The organism is Ruegeria sp. YTSC106 (assembly GCF_059609765.1).
Genome location: NZ_JBXWMI010000014.1, coordinates 1 through 14848 on the forward strand (window position 1 = coordinate 1; position 14848 = coordinate 14848).

Sequence of the window (14848 nt, forward strand, 5' to 3'; positions counted from 1 at the left end):
GTCGACAACGCATACGGCGACAGAAACCTCGTCTGCACATGCCCCCCAATGGATGCATACGAAGAAGCCGCGGAATAAAATCGAAAACCCCGCCGGACTTCGGCGGGGTTTTCGCCAATCGGAAACTCCTGTTCCGATCTGAGCCCTTTTTAGATGTCGTTTTCACTCAACGAAGAGTCTTTTCCGCTTGCTGCGGGTGCGAAGGACCCATAGCCCTGTGCGTGGGACACCCCTCCCCAACGAGGGGCGTGTATCTGGAAGGGTAATACACATGACGATCGAACAACCGGCGACGCGGCCGGCAAATCCGCGTTTTTCTTCGGGCCCCTGCGCCAAACCCCCCACATTTGATCTGACCAAACTGGCCGATGCCGCCCTGGGGCGTTCGCACCGTGCCGCTGTTGGCAAGGACAAGCTGAAGGCGGCCATTGAGGGCACGCGTGAGATCCTGGGCATTCCAGCTGATTACAGGATTGGCATCGTCCCTGCGTCTGACACCGGCGCGGTCGAAATGGCGCTTTGGTCGTTGCTGGGCGAGCGCAAGGTCGAGATGCTGGCGTGGGAGAGCTTTGGGTCCGGTTGGGTCACCGACGTGGTCAAGCAGCTGAAAATCGATGCCGAGATAAAGACCGCCGACTACGGGCAGATCGTGGATCTGGCGTCTGTTGATTTCGCCAATGACGTGGTTTTCACATGGAACGGCACGACCTCGGGCGTGCGGGTGCCGAATGGCGACTGGATTGCGGATGACCGTCAGGGTCTGACGATCTGTGATGCGACCTCGGCGGCGTTTGCGATGGACCTGCCCTGGGACAAGCTGGATGTGGCCACCTTCAGCTGGCAGAAAGTTCTGGGGGGTGAGGCTGCGCATGGGATGCTGATCCTTTCGCCCCGTGCTGTTGAGCGTCTGGAAAGCTACACGCCGGCATGGCCGCTGCCCAAGATTTTCCGCCTGACCAAGGGTGGCAAGCTGATCGAAGGTATCTTCACGGGGGCTACGATCAACACGCCGTCAATGCTGGCCGTTGAGGATTATCTGTTTGCACTGGATTGGGCGCGTTCGGTCGGTGGCCTGAAGGGCCTTATTGCCCGTGCGAACGCCAATGCCGGTGCCGTGCATGCGTTCTGCGATAAGAACGACTGGATCGAAAACCTGGCCGAAGACGCTGAGACGCGGTCGAACACATCCGTCTGTCTGAAATTCACAGATGCCCGTATTCAGGACGGCGCAAGCTTTGCCAAGGCTGTGGCCAAACGGCTGGAAGCCGAGAATATCGCGCTGGATATCGGTGCCTATCGCGATGCGCCTGCGGGCTTGCGGATCTGGTGCGGCGGTACGGTCGAGACCTCGGATATCGAAGCGATGCTGCCTTGGCTGGCATGGGCCTTTGAGGCCGAAATCGCGGCGCAAACAGAAGCCGCCTGATCGCATCCCATCTTCACCGGGCCGCATCGGCTCGGATTTCTCATTACATTCAAGGACCACAGACATGGCTCCCAAAGTACTCGTTTCCGACAAACTCAGCGAAACCGCCGTTCAGATTTTCCGTGATCGCGGCATTGACGTGGATTTCATGCCCGATCTGGGCAAGGACAAGGACAAATTGGCCGAGGTGATCGGTCAATATGACGGTCTTGCCATCCGCTCGGCTACCAAGGTCACGCCGACCATTCTGGAAAAAGCCGACAAGCTGAAGGTGATCGGCCGCGCCGGAATCGGCACTGACAATATCGACAAGGAATCGGCGTCGAAAAAAGGTGTGATCGTGATGAACACGCCATTCGGCAACATGATCACCACCGCAGAACACGCGATTGCGATGATGTTCGCCGTGGCGCGGCAAATCCCCGAGGCCTCGACTTCGACCCATGCGGGCAAGTGGGAAAAGTCCAAGTTCATGGGGATCGAGCTGACGAACAAAACGCTCGGTGTCATTGGTGCGGGTAACATCGGCGGCATCGTGTGCGAGCGCGCGCTTGGCCTGAAGATGAAAGTCATCGCCTATGATCCCTATCTGGGCGAAGAGAAAGCCGCCAAGATGGGCGTGGAAAAGGTTGAGCTGGACGAGTTGCTGTCTCGCGCCGACTTCATCACCCTGCACGTGCCGCTGACGGATCAGACCCGTAGTATTCTGAGCCGCGAGAACCTCGCCAAAACCAAGAAAGGCGTGCGCATCATCAACTGCGCTCGTGGTGGTCTGGTAGATGAGGAGGCGTTGGCAGAGGCGCTGCAATCCGGTCATGTTGCGGGCGCCGCGTTTGACGTGTTCAGTGAAGAACCCGCCAAGGACAACCCCTTGTTCAACCTGCCCAACGTGGTCTGCACGCCACATCTTGGTGCAGCAACGACTGAAGCGCAGGAGAATGTGGCGCTGCAAGTGGCCGAGCAGATCTCGAACTACCTGCTGACAGGTGCGGTCGAGAACGCTTTGAACATGCCCAGTGTGACGGCGGAAGAAGCCAAGGTGATGGGGCCGTGGATCAAGCTGGCCGGCCATCTCGGCAGCTTCATCGGCCAGATGACCGATGAGCCGGTCAAGGCGATCAATATCCTGTATGATGGTGTTGCCGCTGAAATGAACCTGGCGGCGTTGAACTGCGCCGTGGTCGCCGGGATAATGAAAAAGTTCAACCCCGAGGTGAACATGGTGTCGGCCCCGGTTGTCGCCAAAGAGCGCGGGATCAAGATCTCGACCACCAATCAGGACAAATCGGGTGCTTTCGAGGGCTATATCAAAGTTACCGTTGTGACCGACAAACGCGAGCGTTCCATCGGTGGCACCGTGTTCAGTGACGGCAAACCGCGTTTCATCCAGATCAAGGGCATCAATATCGACGCTGAGGTCGGCGCCCATATGCTTTACACCACCAACGAAGACGTGCCGGGCATCATCGGTGCTCTGGGGCGGACAATGGGTGAGAACAACGTCAACATCGCGAACTTTACCCTGGGTCGATCCGAGGCCGGCGGAGAAGCAATTGCGTTGCTTTATGTTGACGAACCGGTTCCGGCTGAGGCACGCGCCAAGCTGGCGGAAACGGGTCTGTTCACACAGATCAAGCCGTTGGAGTTTGATGTCACCTGACGTGGCCTGTAGAGTTTGAGAAACAGTTCAGGACCCGGTTGACCGAAGGCCCGGGTCCTTTGTTTTCTCAGGCTGCAATCTGCGGCACAAGCAAGCTGAATCTTACCGTCGGAGGATCTATGACACAGCCTATCTACGTTGTTGGTGATCTGCACGGGCAGGTGGCCGAGCTGGAGCGCGCGCTGTTTCTGATCCAGGGCGATGGCGGCCCGGATGCCCAGATCGTGTTTCTGGGTGATTACGTGGATCGCGGCCCCGACAGCCGCGGGCTGATCGAGCGCCTGATTGCCGGGCGCGATGCGGGCCTGAACTGGATCACTCTGCTGGGCAACCATGATCGCATGTTCGCCTGGTTCATGGAGGACACGCCACGTCACGATCCGCATTTGCTTGTCGGGTATCATTGGCTGCATGAAAGGCTGGGCGGGGTCGAGACCCTGCGCAGTTATGGCGTGGAATTCGAAGGCCAGATCCGTCTGGAAGATCTGCATCAGATGGCGCAGGCGGCGGTGCCGAAATCGCACCTGACCTTTCTGCGCGATCTGGTTCTGATGCATCAGACGCCCGGGCTAGCCTTTATTCATGCGGGCATTCGTCCGGGCGTGCCGCTCAAAGAGCAGCGCGCCAACGATCTGGTCTGGATCAGACAGGATTTCCATGCCCATCCGGGCCCGCATCCCAAGCTGATCGTGCATGGTCATACTCCGGTGGATCGGGCAACGCATTATGGAAATCGCGTCAATCTGGACACAGGTGCCGGATACGGACGCCCGGTGGGTGTTGCGGTGTTCGAAGGGCAGTCCTGCTGGGAATTGACCGATCAGGGCCGTTTAGCGTTGACCCCCTAAGTCACCCCGTTCGGGTAGGACACTGGAGATTGAATATGTATGTCGCCACTTTGCTGACCAATCCGGCAGCGCCGTCGCTGGACAGCGCATTGACTGAGTCCTTGCGTAATGCGTGGGGTGGTGGAGAGGCCCTCTGGCTCAACCCGGATGAGGCGGCAGAGTTTGAGTTGAACGCCATCCCCGACAATCGGTGGGACGTTTGGGCAGACCTGCAAGGGATGGGGGTGGACCTGATTGTGCAACCCGCGCAAGGACGGCGCAAACAGATGCTGCTGGCCGACATGGACAGCACGATGATCCAGCAGGAATGCATCGACGAATTGGCGGATGAGGCCGGCGTCGGCGACCGGGTCAAGGACATAACGGCTCGCGCCATGAACGGAGAGCTTGATTTCGAAGGTGCCCTGATCGAGCGGGTTGGTTTGCTGAAGCATTTGGATGAAAGCGTCATCGGCAAAGTTCTGCGGGAACGGATCACTCTGATGCCCGGAGGCAGGGAATTGCTGGCGACGATGCGGGCCAACGGGGCCTATACAGCATTGGTATCCGGTGGCTTTACGGCCTTTACCGCGCGGGTGGCAGAGCTTTTGGGATTCGATGAAAACCGCGCCAACACTTTGCTGGCTGAAGATGGCAAGCTGACCGGAGACGTCGCGCGTCCTATTTTGGGGCGTCAGGCCAAGATCGAAGCGCTCGAGCAGATTACGGCGCGGCTTGGCCTGTCTGAAAGTGACGCGATCGCCGTGGGTGACGGGGCCAACGACCTTGGAATGCTTGGTCGGGCCGGAACCGGGGTTGCCCTTCATGCCAAGCCGTCGGTGGCCGCGAAATGCGACGTGCGGGTGAATCACGGCGACCTGACGGCGCTGCTTTACCTGCAAGGCTATTGCCGCGCCGATTTTGTAGGCGGCTGATCAGGACTATCTTTTATTTAACATTAGTGTTAAATAGTGGATATGAGCACACTTCTGACCACGTTCTCCGCTTTGTCCGATGCCACCCGATTCTCGATTGTCGAGCAATTGATGGAGCAGGGCGAGCTGCCTGCCGGTGATCTGATCGAAGGGCGCGGCATGTCCGGCGCCGCGATTTCACGCCACCTCAAGGTGCTGCGCGAAGCCGGGTTGGTGCAGCAGCGTGTGCAAGGCACACAACGCATGTATTCCATCCGATCCGAAGGATTGCGGGCGATTGCCGACTGGACGATTTCCAAGCGGCAATTCTGGGAAGGTAGCCTCGACCGTCTGAGTGATATTATCGAAAGGGAGAATTCATGGCCGACCTGAAACTGGAGCGGGAATTCCCCGTCAGTCCCGAAGAACTGTTTGCATGGATCAGCGATGGTGCCAAGCTGTTGCAATGGTGGGGGCCCGAAGGGATGCACGTGCCGGAACACAACCTGGATTTCTCACGCACCGGCCCTTGGTATTCGGTGATGGAGAATGGCGAGGGCCAGCGATACAAGGTCTCGGGCCACGTGACACATGTCGACCCGCCGAAGTCGGTGGGTTTTACATGGGGTTGGCATGACGATCAGGATCAACGCGGTGCCGAAAGCCATGTGACCCTTTCCGTTGCTGCGACCGAAAGCGGTGCCCACCTTGTGCTGGACCACCGCGAATTGGCCGATGCCGAAGCATCCGCGAACCACAATCAGGGTTGGACGTCTTCGCTGCGCAAACTCGAAGCACTTTGCAAATAGGATTTCATCAGGGAGGAGCGATATGCCCCAGTTTTTGTTTGTCTATCATGGGGGTCACACGCCGACCGACCCCGCCGAGATCGAGGCGACCATGGCCGCTTGGGGGGCTTGGTTTCAAAATATGGGCGAAGCCCTCGTTATCCCCGGCAACCCGGTTGGGCAGTCTCACACAGTCAGCAGCAACGGAGTGGTCGATAACGGCGGCGCGAACCCGGCCTCGGGCTTCACTGTGATCAAGGCTGACAGTATCGACGCTGCGACCGAGATGGCCAAAGGCTGCCCGATGGTCGTCAACGGGACAGGCTCGGTTGAAATGGCCGAAATCCACGAAATCGAGATGTAAGGGCCTTAGTCGGGGAAACCCGTTGCTGGTTTGATCACGCCGCATTCCAGCCCGCGACGGCTGTATTGCGTGGCGTTCATGAATCTGCGGGTGGCCGGGTGATCGGCCTCCAGCACGCCAAGGCTTACCAGTATCGCGGCGATCGCACATTCACTGGCGCGGGTGGTGCCATCGGTGATCTTCAGCGCAACGCCCATGCGTTTTTCCGGGACGATGGCCACGAACACGGCCTCGGCCCCGGTCTTGATGGCAACACGTCCGTTCATTGCGCGCATCAGCTCGGTGCAGGCCCGGGTCTCACCGGCAACAAGTTCCGGGTGTTTGACCATGGCCCCAACCAGCTGAGCTGCGGCGTCGCTGAAGCGATCAGACCTATCCGAAGCGCTGGCAAACCATGCCATCGACCGCGCCAGACCGACGAGCGATGTGGCGAAATTCGGGGCCGAACAGCCATCGATGCCGTATGCCGGGCTGGTCTCGCCCGTCGTTTCTTCGATGGCAGACAGGCAGGCCTGTTGTACCGGGTGATCAATCTCAAGATACTCCGGCCCTGCGCCCATGTGCTGGCCCAGAGTCAGAAAGCCGCAATGCTTGCCGGAACAATTGTTGTGGATCTGGCAAGGCGTATCGTCGGCCAGGATCAGCCGGTCGCGCGCGGCTGTGTCAGCGGGCTCTTGTGGGCCGCACCGCAGATCGTGCTCGTTTAACCCCAGATGGTCCAGCCACGCCGTCACGCGATCCGTGTGGATCGCTGCCCCATTGTGCGAGGCGCAGGCCAACGCCAGGTGTTCGCTGGTCAGCCCGTATTTCGCCGCCGCCCCTGATGTGACCAACGGAAGCGCTTGAATCATCTTGGCGGATGACCGCGGGTATATGATGGATTGCGGGTCGCCCCAACTGCGCACGATCTGACCCGTGTCATCGCAAATCACCGCATGACCCAGATGAAGACTTTCCAGCAGCGCGCCGCGCCAGAGTTCTGTCATGGGTATGGGCTGCGTCATCTGGACCTCCGAAATTTATGCGCAAAATTCTGCCAATCGCCCTTTCGCCTGTGGCGAAACCTGCGTTAGTGTGTGTATGTCGGCAATCATCGGAATACGCAAACGAATAGACGAACCGGCAGGGTTCGCAGACGTGTCCGATGGGTATGAGGTAAGGGTCGAGCTAGGAGGCTGGACAAATGGGATCAAAGCTCGTTCGTACGATTGCGGGCCTGTGTGTGGCAGGCATCGCCGCGACTTCTGCAATCGCCCAACAGGCGACAAGCACAAACCGTGTTGCTGCAAAAACGGATTGGAGCGTTTTTGTCGAAGACGATCCTACCGAATGCTGGAGCGTCTCGGCACCCAAGGAAACCGTGAACACCCGTGGTGGACGCGTGGTTTCTGTACGGCGCAGCGATATCCTGCTGTTTGTGTTCTATCGTCCGAATGCCGAGGTAAAAGGCCAATTGACCTTTACTGGCGGCTATCCGTTTGCTGCGGGTTCGACGGTTAACCTGAATGTCGACGGCACCGAGTTCGAACTGTTCACGGAAGGCGAATGGGCCTGGGCCGCATCGGATGCGGATGATGCCAAGATCATCACCGCCCTGAAACGCGGAACCGAGGCTGTTCTGACCGCCCGGTCCGAGCGCGGGACGCAGACGAAAGACACCTTCTCGCTGCTGGGCTTTACCGCTGCGATAGAAGACGCTGAGAAGCGCTGCACCAACTGATCTCAGTGTGCCGATTGTTCAAATGGCCCCGCTTGGTCGCGGGGATTTTGACGTTTGGTCATCTGCCATTTTTGATCCGTATCAAGGTTTCGCATCCGGCAACGTGAACTAAGTGGTTCAGCCATTGAGAGAGGACATCGTGATGAAACAGAAAACTTGGATCGCTCTGGTTCTGGCCGCATCCGTCGCAGCACTGAGCGCTTGCGAGAAGACCGCGGATTCCTATCCGATATCGGGCGAGCAATGTGGCCCGGAAGATCCGGTTCAGACCCTGGACGCCAATGATTGCTACACACCGCCGCCGGTAAACTGATCAAAAAGGCCCGGCATGTAAATCGTGCCGGGCCACTCAGCTTAGGAAACCTTTTGATCTTTGCGCAGGTTCCTATATAGAGGCGCATCCCAAGCCCGATTCCTTTGAGATACGCCAATGTCGCCCAAAGCGCCGATCACCCAAGACGTCATGACCATCCCGCGCAAACTGCCCGACGGGAAGGTGAACCTTGTCGGTCTTTCGCGCGACAGGTTGCGCGAGACCTTGATTGAACACGGCACGCCCGAGAAACAGGCCAAGATGCGCACAGGCCAGATCTGGCAATGGATCTATCAATGGGGTGTGCGCGACTTTGCCCAGATGACCAATCTCGCCAAAGCCTATCGTGCACAACTGGCCGAGCATTTCGTGATCGAAATCCCCGAGGTGGTGACACGTCAGGTTTCCGAGGATGGCACCCGCAAATACCTGTGTCGCATCGCCGGCGGGCATGAGGTCGAGGTGGTCTATATCCCCGAGGACGATCGCGGAACCCTGTGCATCTCGTCTCAGGTAGGCTGTACGCTGACCTGTTCATTCTGTCATACCGGAACTCAGAAACTTGTACGAAACCTGACATCCGCCGAAATCGTAGGTCAGATCATGATGGCCCGCGACGATCTTGAGGAATGGCCGACCCCCGGCGCACCCAAGGATGAGACCCGCCTGCTGTCCAACATCGTTCTGATGGGCATGGGTGAGCCACTATACAATTTCGAAAACGTCCGCGACGCGATGAAGATCGCCATGGACCCCGAGGGGATTTCCCTGTCGCGTCGTCGTATCACACTCTCGACCTCGGGCGTTGTGCCCGAAATTGCCCGTACGGCAGAAGAGATCGGCTGCTTGCTGGCGATCTCGTTCCACGCCACCACCGACGAGGTGCGCGACGTTCTGGTGCCGATCAACAAGCGTTGGAACATCGAGGAACTGCTGAAAGCACTGGCCAGCTACCCCAACGTGTCGAACTCTGAACGGATCACTTTTGAATATGTGATGCTGGATGGTTTGAATGACAGCGACGAAGATGCGCATCGTCTGATCGCCCACATCAAGCGCCACAACATTCCGGCCAAGATCAATCTGATCCCATTCAACGAATGGCCCGGGGCGCCGTACAAGCGCAGTTCGAACAACCGTATCCGCGCCTTTGCCAACATCATCTATCAGGCAGGTTATGCCTCACCCATCCGCAAGACGCGCGGTGAGGATATCATGGCAGCCTGTGGTCAGTTGAAGTCGGCGACCGAGAGGGCGCGCAAATCGCGCAAACAAATCGAGGCCGAAACGGGCCTAAGCCAGTAGAGTTCGGCCGATCTCGGCCTGGCTTGGCCGGATCGCGCTTTAAGTGTTTTCCAGATCCGCCTGCACGTCATAAGTGTTTCTGTAAACTTAATGTTTCAGATGCTGAAACCACATGCAAAATTTGCTATATTTCCAGTGCCCGTCGCCGGGCTCTGCTTCTTCAAATTGATGCACAAGCCGGTGAACTGTCCGGGTCAGAGCTGGCAAGTTTTTGCGATACCGCTAGACTGTTCCAAGTGGTGTCAGAAGGCGCTCAGGCGAACTGAATTTCAGGTGGGCCACGATTATGAATAAAAGTTTTTTTACGATCATCCGTTACGGAGCCGCTGCGCTTGCTGTTGTCTCAGGTTCAGGCTTGGCCTTTGCTGAAGGTCAGGACGCTCATATCGCAATCGAAAACCCTGCCGAGCTGAGCAAGGAAGAGGCTCTGGAACACTACCGATCGCTCAATCGCCGCATGGCGCGTGGGTACGCCGTGGCACAACTGGACCTGATCCTAAACTACCAAAGCTGGCCGCTTTTCAACGATGCGCCCTATATCTCGGCAACGCACGGGCAGCGGTATGTGAACAGCTATGCCAATCGCATGGCGCATAACTACGGGACGTTGCAGGAAGGTGAAGAACTTCCCATGGGGTCGGTTCTTGCCAAGGACAGCATGACCGTGACAGATGAAGGTCACGTACATCCCGGGGCCATGTTCATAATGGAGAAACTGACAGAAGGTGCCAGCCCGGACACGGCAGACTGGCGTTACCTTATGGTCCTGCCGGACGGTTCGGTGTTTGGGGACACTATGGGCGACCGCGCTGGCGCCGTGGCGTATTGCCATGTCTGTCACGAACAGGTGGCAGATCGGGACTATACGTTTTACGTGCCGGAAAACTCTCGAACGCCCAACTGAACCGGCTCAGGCGTTTTCGCCCGGCAGCTTCAATTCCGTCGCCTCGCGGCGGCTGAGCTGTTCCCCTTGTTTTCGCTTGGACAGCACCTCACGGGCCAAGGCGTATTTGTCGTCCTGCCAGAAGATCAGGCAACCGTTGCAGCCCTTACCGCAGCAGCCTTCTGTGCCGATGCGGTTGGTCTTGAACCGGCGTTCGTTGCCGTCTTCGCCGATCTTCTCGACCAGTTCGTCGCGGCGGCGCGCATAGGCCGCGGGATTGTCGCGGCCCGAGGTTTCCAATCCCTGCACCAGCTTGTCGAACCGAATGCGGCTCCAGTGTTCGTCGGTCAGGGCGCGTTCTTTGCGCAGCACTGAATAGATCGGAAAACGGGTGCGCAGATCGTCGGTATCCTCGTGGTCGAACAGGGTGAAAGGCAGGCGGATAACAGTTTTCGTGCTGCCGTGAACTGCGTCCACGCGCGCGTTGTCCGATGCGCGTTCAAAGTCGTAAACCCGCAGCAGAACCGTCTCGCGCGAGATGGGTGAGACGAAATCCAGCACATCACCCGGTTCCAGCTTGTTTTTCACCTCGACCAGAAACGCATCCTCGGTCACGTCGGTGACAATCCCGGCATATTCCCACTGTGCGATCGACGCGGTGTGTTCGTAATCATGCGCATAATTGGTCAGCCGGCCTTCGTGGAAGGCCAGCGTGTAGCCGCGATTTCCGACGGTTTCGAGTTCACGCATGTAAGGCTTGGGGCCCCAGTTTTCGGGGTCTGCGAAATAGTCATCGATGGCCATGCGATAAGCCCGCGCGACGATGGCGGCGTAATATTCCGATTTACCGCGCCCCTCGACCTTGAGGCTGTCAACACCGATCCTCAGGTATTCGTCCAGCTTGGGCATGATGCACAGATCACGCGAATTTAGGATGTACGCACCACGATCGTCCTCTTCGATGGGCATCAGATCACCGGGGCGGCAGCCTTCTTCCAGCAGGAATTCGAATAGGTCGGCGTTTTCCTCGGTGATCCGCAGTTCCTGATGGGTGCCGTCCTTGAGGCGCAGTTTCAGCCCATAGTTCCAGCGGCAGGAATTGGCGCAATTACCCTGATTGGCGCCGCGCTCGGCCATGAAGTTCGACAGCAGGCAGCGGCCCGAATAGGTCATGCACATGGCGCCGTGGACGAAGGCCTCGAGCTTGATGTCGGGGCATTTTTCGCGAATCTCGACCAGCTCGGCGTAGGAAACCTCTCGCGCCAAAACCACCAGTTCCGCGCCCTGATCCTGCCAGAACTTTACCGACAGCCACGAACAGATATTGGCCTGGGTCGAGATATGCAGTGGCAGTTCCGGTGCGCGGTCGCGGACGTACTGGAACACGCCGGGGTCGGCGATGATCAACCCGTCCGGCTGCACCTTGCGGACGGTGTCAATGTATTCGTCCAGCTTCGGGATGTCCTTGTTGTGCGAAAACAGGTTCAGCGTCAGATAGGCGCGCCGGCCATGGCTGTGGCAGAACTCGATGCCTTCGATCACCTCTTCCAGCGAGAACTCGGATTTCGTGCGCAGCGACATATCGGGCGTGCCCAGATACACCGCATCCGCCCCGTAAAGGACAGCGAGTTTAAGCTTGCGCAGATTGCCCGCAGGCATCAGCAATTCAGATCTGGACTGAGTCATGGCGCTACCTGTCAAAGGATCAAGGCGGCCTTCTACGCCAAATAATTCGCGCCCAAAACCCCGTTATCTGCGACGGAATCGCGCTGTACCGATGACCTTGACCAGTTGCTGCCGCACAGGTTCGGGTTGCGCCTCGATTGCGTTCAGAGCCTCGCGCAGTTCAGCCCGCAGCCCATGCAACTGGTCGATCAGAGAGATCATCATCGACAGTGCATCGGTCTCCATGTCGTACTGTTCGTGCAACTCACAGGCCAGTTCCAGACGGGCAACGTCGATATTGTGATAAACCAGCCCTTGATCCGATTGTTCCGGAATGACGATTTCCGCCGCCAGGTATTCGGTCAGGCGGTCCGAGGTCAGGCGGGAAACCGTTTCGATCAGTTCCTTTTCGGTCAGGGTCATGACTGCATTCCTTTCCGCGGATCATAGCGGTGCTTTTCACGCCAGGTTTCCATGAGCTGCTTCAGTTCGTCATCAATCTTGTTCGGTGTCGTTATAGTCAGCTCAATCAACTGGTCCCCACGACCGGACGAGCCGCGCTTCTTTACTCCCTTACCGCGCAACCGGAGCGTTTTGCCGCTGCTGGTGCCCGCTGGGACGTTGACATTCACACCGCCGTCTATCGTGGGGGCCGGGACTTTTCCGCCCAGAATGGCCTCGTCGATTGTGATGGGCAGCGTGATATGGATGTCGTCGCCCTGACGTTCAAAAACCGGGTGCTTGGCGACCGAAACAGTCACCAGAGCGTCACCTGGAGGACCTTCGCCGTATCCCGGGGCCCCTTTGCCACGCAGCCGGATGGTCTGCCCGTCGGTGATACCAGCGGGGATTTTGACCTCGATCCGATCTCCATCCGGCAAAGTCAATTTCTGACTGGCGCCGAAAACGGAGTCCAGAAAGCTGATTTGCAGGGTGTAGTTCAGATTGTGACCCGGAGCGTGAAACTCGTGGCTGCGCTGACCGCCAAAACCGCCGCGACCGCGCATGAACTCCGCGAAGATATCTGACATGTCGTCGGGATCCGCCTGACGCCCCCGATAGGGGTTTCCAGCGGCCTCGGCATACTCTCGGTAATATTGCTGTTGCGGGCGCTCCTGACCCGAAGCGTCAATTTCTCCGTTGTCAAAACGCGCACGTGTTTCAGGGTCTTTCAATAGATCATAGGCTGCGGCAGCGGCCTTGAACTTTGCCTCAGCCGCGTCATCGCCCGGTTTCAGATCCGGATGGCAATCCTTGGCGATGCGCCGGTAGGCTTTTTTGATCTCGGCTGCGCTGGCGTCCTTCGATACACCAAGAACGGTGTAGGGGTCGTCGCTCATATCACTCTCTCAGGTCAGGGACAGGTTTGATCAGGATGAAGGTGTTCTACCATGCGATTTCAACGGGTAAAACGAAAGAGGCGATTGAATTGTTTCGTAAAATCCCGCAGACTTGATAATATCTGCATGTTTATACTTATTGTTTGACGGAGATCGCCGCATGACGCGCAGAATAAAATCCGCCCTGGCTCTGCTGGCCGGAAATGCCATTGGGTTGTTGCTTGCCTCTCTGATATTGTCTGGATTTGCGATCAAGCCGATCTCGTTCATCGTAGTGGTGATTGTCTTCACCGTTGTGCAGGTTGTGGCCGAACCCCTGATCCTGAAACTGGGCGAAAAGAAAGCACCTGCCCTGAAGGGCGGGATCGCCTTGATCGTGACCTTCGTGGGTCTTTTCGTGACCGACCTGGTCGCCGCCGGGCTGACCGTGGGTGGGGTTTCGAACCTGCTGGCTGCGACGCTGCTGGTCTGGTTGGGGGCGTTGATCGCCAGCGTGGTGTTGCCGATCTACGTGTTCAAAGAGCTGCGTGAACCCAAAAAGTAATCATACAGCGTTCAGGCTGGTTTCGATAGCGTGCCATAGTTCGTCGACTGGTTCGCATCCGACGGACAGGCGGATGAAGGCCGGATCAACGTCGTCGCCCCAGCGCGCGCGACGCTCGGCCGAGCTGTGGACGCCTCCGAATGACGTGGCCGGGCGCAGAAGCGGGCAGCAGTTGATGAAGGCTTCGGCTTTGTCTTCGCTGTCCAGCGTCAGGGATAACAGAAATCCGAACCGCGTGGCCTGCTCTTGCGCCAGTTTGTGCGACGGGTCACCGGCCAGCCCGGGATAGCGAACCTGTTTCACTGCGGGATGTTCCGCCAATCGTTCGGCCAGTTTCTGTGCGGAGTTGCACATCCGGTCAAACCGAACGTCCAGTGTTTCGAGCCCGCGATGCAGCAGCCATGCCTCATGTGGTCCGGGGATCGAGCCGGACACTTTTCGCCATTCCTCGACCCTTTCCATGATGTTGCTTTTGCGGCTGGCCACATGGCCCATCAGCATGTCGGAATGCCCGCCCATTGCCTTGGTATCGGACGAGACAACCACATCGATGCCCAGATCCAGAGGGCGCTGACCAAGCGGCGTCATCGTCGTGTTGTCGGCAATGGTTACGCCCCCGGCAGCACGTACCTGATCGGCGACCGCTGTCAGATCGATCATGTGCAGCCCCGGATTCGAGGGGCTTTCTACAAAGACCACATCGAACCGGTCAAAACCGCCGTCGGTAAAAGCGGTGGTGGGGCGTTCCTCAACGATCACACCCAGTCGCGACAGGAAACGATCGGCCAAAAGGCGCGTCACGTAATAGCCGTCGGAGGGGATCAGCAGGCGTGACCCGGCTTGCACCGTGGCGAACAACGCCGCAGAAATCGCTGCCATGCCTGATGGAAAGCTGAGGCACGGCGCGTCTTCCAAATGCGACAGAACATGTTCCAGATGCACCCAGGTCGGGTTGTCGACGCGGCCGTAACTTGCCTGTCCATCCGGGGCACCCGGCAGGTGGTACATGCTGCTTTGTATCAGCGGCAGCGCCACAGGTTCGCCCTTGCTCAGAGCATTTCCGCGCAGATGCAGCATCTCTCCGGTCTTGGGGGCCATG

The 14848-nt window shown here is 58.2% G+C and carries 17 protein-coding genes; 12 read left to right on the plus strand and 5 right to left on the minus strand.

What is annotated here, in order from left to right; all coding sequences use genetic code 11:
* Positions 1–271: 271 nt before the first annotated feature.
* From AC2FEB_RS17480 to AC2FEB_RS17510, 7 genes are all read left to right on the plus strand, one after another.
* Entirely contained in the window at positions 272–1426 is a 1155-nt protein-coding gene (locus AC2FEB_RS17480) for a phosphoserine transaminase (protein ID WP_496884245.1), read from the plus strand.
* Positions 1427–1490: 64 nt separating this feature from the next.
* Positions 1491–3086: a phosphoglycerate dehydrogenase gene (gene serA, locus AC2FEB_RS17485; RefSeq protein ID WP_117871904.1), complete on the plus strand. Its 1596-nt coding sequence runs from the start codon at positions 1491–1493 to the stop codon at positions 3084–3086.
* A gap of 119 nt (positions 3087–3205) precedes the next feature.
* Complete coding sequence (locus AC2FEB_RS17490; protein ID WP_496677546.1) at positions 3206–3934, plus strand: metallophosphoesterase family protein; 729 nt, start codon at positions 3206–3208, stop codon at positions 3932–3934.
* A gap of 35 nt (positions 3935–3969) precedes the next feature.
* On the plus strand, positions 3970–4848 hold the full coding sequence (serB, locus tag AC2FEB_RS17495) for a phosphoserine phosphatase SerB (RefSeq protein ID WP_496677549.1): 879 nt from the start codon (positions 3970–3972) through the stop codon (positions 4846–4848).
* Positions 4849–4890: 42 nt separating this feature from the next.
* The gene (locus AC2FEB_RS17500; RefSeq protein WP_117872947.1) at positions 4891–5220 is read left to right on the plus strand and encodes an ArsR/SmtB family transcription factor; all 330 of its coding nucleotides are present in this window, start codon (positions 4891–4893) and stop codon (positions 5218–5220) included.
* Positions 5208–5636, plus strand: coding sequence for an SRPBCC family protein (locus AC2FEB_RS17505; protein ID WP_496677552.1), 429 nt, complete (start codon positions 5208–5210; stop codon positions 5634–5636). The genes AC2FEB_RS17500 and AC2FEB_RS17505 overlap by 13 nt, the downstream gene beginning before the upstream one ends.
* Before the next feature lie 22 nt (positions 5637–5658).
* Positions 5659–5979, plus strand: coding sequence for a YciI family protein (locus tag AC2FEB_RS17510; RefSeq protein WP_496677555.1), 321 nt, complete (start codon positions 5659–5661; stop codon positions 5977–5979).
* 5 nt (positions 5980–5984) lie between these two features.
* On the opposite strand, the gene AC2FEB_RS17515 is transcribed toward AC2FEB_RS17510, so the two are convergent.
* Positions 5985–6983, minus strand: coding sequence for an asparaginase (locus tag AC2FEB_RS17515; RefSeq protein ID WP_496677557.1), 999 nt, complete (start codon positions 6981–6983; stop codon positions 5985–5987).
* Positions 6984–7162: 179 nt separating this feature from the next.
* Between AC2FEB_RS17515 and AC2FEB_RS17520 the strand changes: the two genes are divergently transcribed.
* The 4 genes from AC2FEB_RS17520 (at position 7163) to AC2FEB_RS17535 (ending at position 10221) form a co-directional block, all read left to right on the plus strand.
* On the plus strand, positions 7163–7699 hold the full coding sequence (locus AC2FEB_RS17520; protein ID WP_117871914.1) for an invasion associated locus B family protein: 537 nt from the start codon (positions 7163–7165) through the stop codon (positions 7697–7699).
* Positions 7700–7841: 142 nt separating this feature from the next.
* Positions 7842–8012, plus strand: a complete 171-nt coding sequence (locus AC2FEB_RS17525; protein WP_162896866.1) for a hypothetical protein — start codon at positions 7842–7844, stop codon at positions 8010–8012.
* 117 nt (positions 8013–8129) lie between these two features.
* Positions 8130–9317 (plus strand): dual-specificity RNA methyltransferase RlmN, encoded by a 1188-nt coding sequence (rlmN, locus tag AC2FEB_RS17530; protein ID WP_496677560.1) that lies wholly within the window; start codon positions 8130–8132, stop codon positions 9315–9317.
* Positions 9318–9603: 286 nt separating this feature from the next.
* Positions 9604–10221 carry a cytochrome P460 family protein gene (locus tag AC2FEB_RS17535; protein WP_496677563.1) on the plus strand — a complete coding sequence of 206 codons (618 nt, stop codon included), beginning with the start codon at positions 9604–9606 and terminating at the stop codon, positions 10219–10221.
* 6 nt (positions 10222–10227) lie between these two features.
* On the opposite strand, the gene AC2FEB_RS17540 is transcribed toward AC2FEB_RS17535, so the two are convergent.
* The 3 genes from AC2FEB_RS17540 to AC2FEB_RS17550 form a co-directional block, all read right to left on the minus strand.
* Complete coding sequence (locus tag AC2FEB_RS17540; protein WP_496677565.1) at positions 10228–11886, minus strand: U32 family peptidase; 1659 nt, start codon at positions 11884–11886, stop codon at positions 10228–10230.
* A 63-nt stretch (positions 11887–11949) separates the two neighbouring features.
* Positions 11950–12288, minus strand: coding sequence for a hypothetical protein (locus tag AC2FEB_RS17545; protein ID WP_117871922.1), 339 nt, complete (start codon positions 12286–12288; stop codon positions 11950–11952).
* Entirely contained in the window at positions 12285–13205 is a 921-nt protein-coding gene (locus tag AC2FEB_RS17550) for a DnaJ C-terminal domain-containing protein (RefSeq protein WP_299902478.1), read from the minus strand. Before AC2FEB_RS17550 ends, AC2FEB_RS17545 begins: the two co-directional genes overlap by 4 nt.
* Positions 13206–13365: 160 nt before the next feature.
* Between AC2FEB_RS17550 and AC2FEB_RS17555 the strand changes: the two genes are divergently transcribed.
* The gene (locus AC2FEB_RS17555) at positions 13366–13749 is read left to right on the plus strand and encodes a hypothetical protein (RefSeq protein ID WP_117871931.1); all 384 of its coding nucleotides are present in this window, start codon (positions 13366–13368) and stop codon (positions 13747–13749) included.
* Here the strand turns inward: AC2FEB_RS17555 and AC2FEB_RS17560 are convergent, their stop codons facing one another.
* Positions 13750–14847: a cystathionine gamma-lyase gene (locus AC2FEB_RS17560; RefSeq protein ID WP_496677569.1), complete on the minus strand. Its 1098-nt coding sequence runs from the start codon at positions 14845–14847 to the stop codon at positions 13750–13752.
* Between the last annotated feature and the right edge of the window lies 1 nt (position 14848).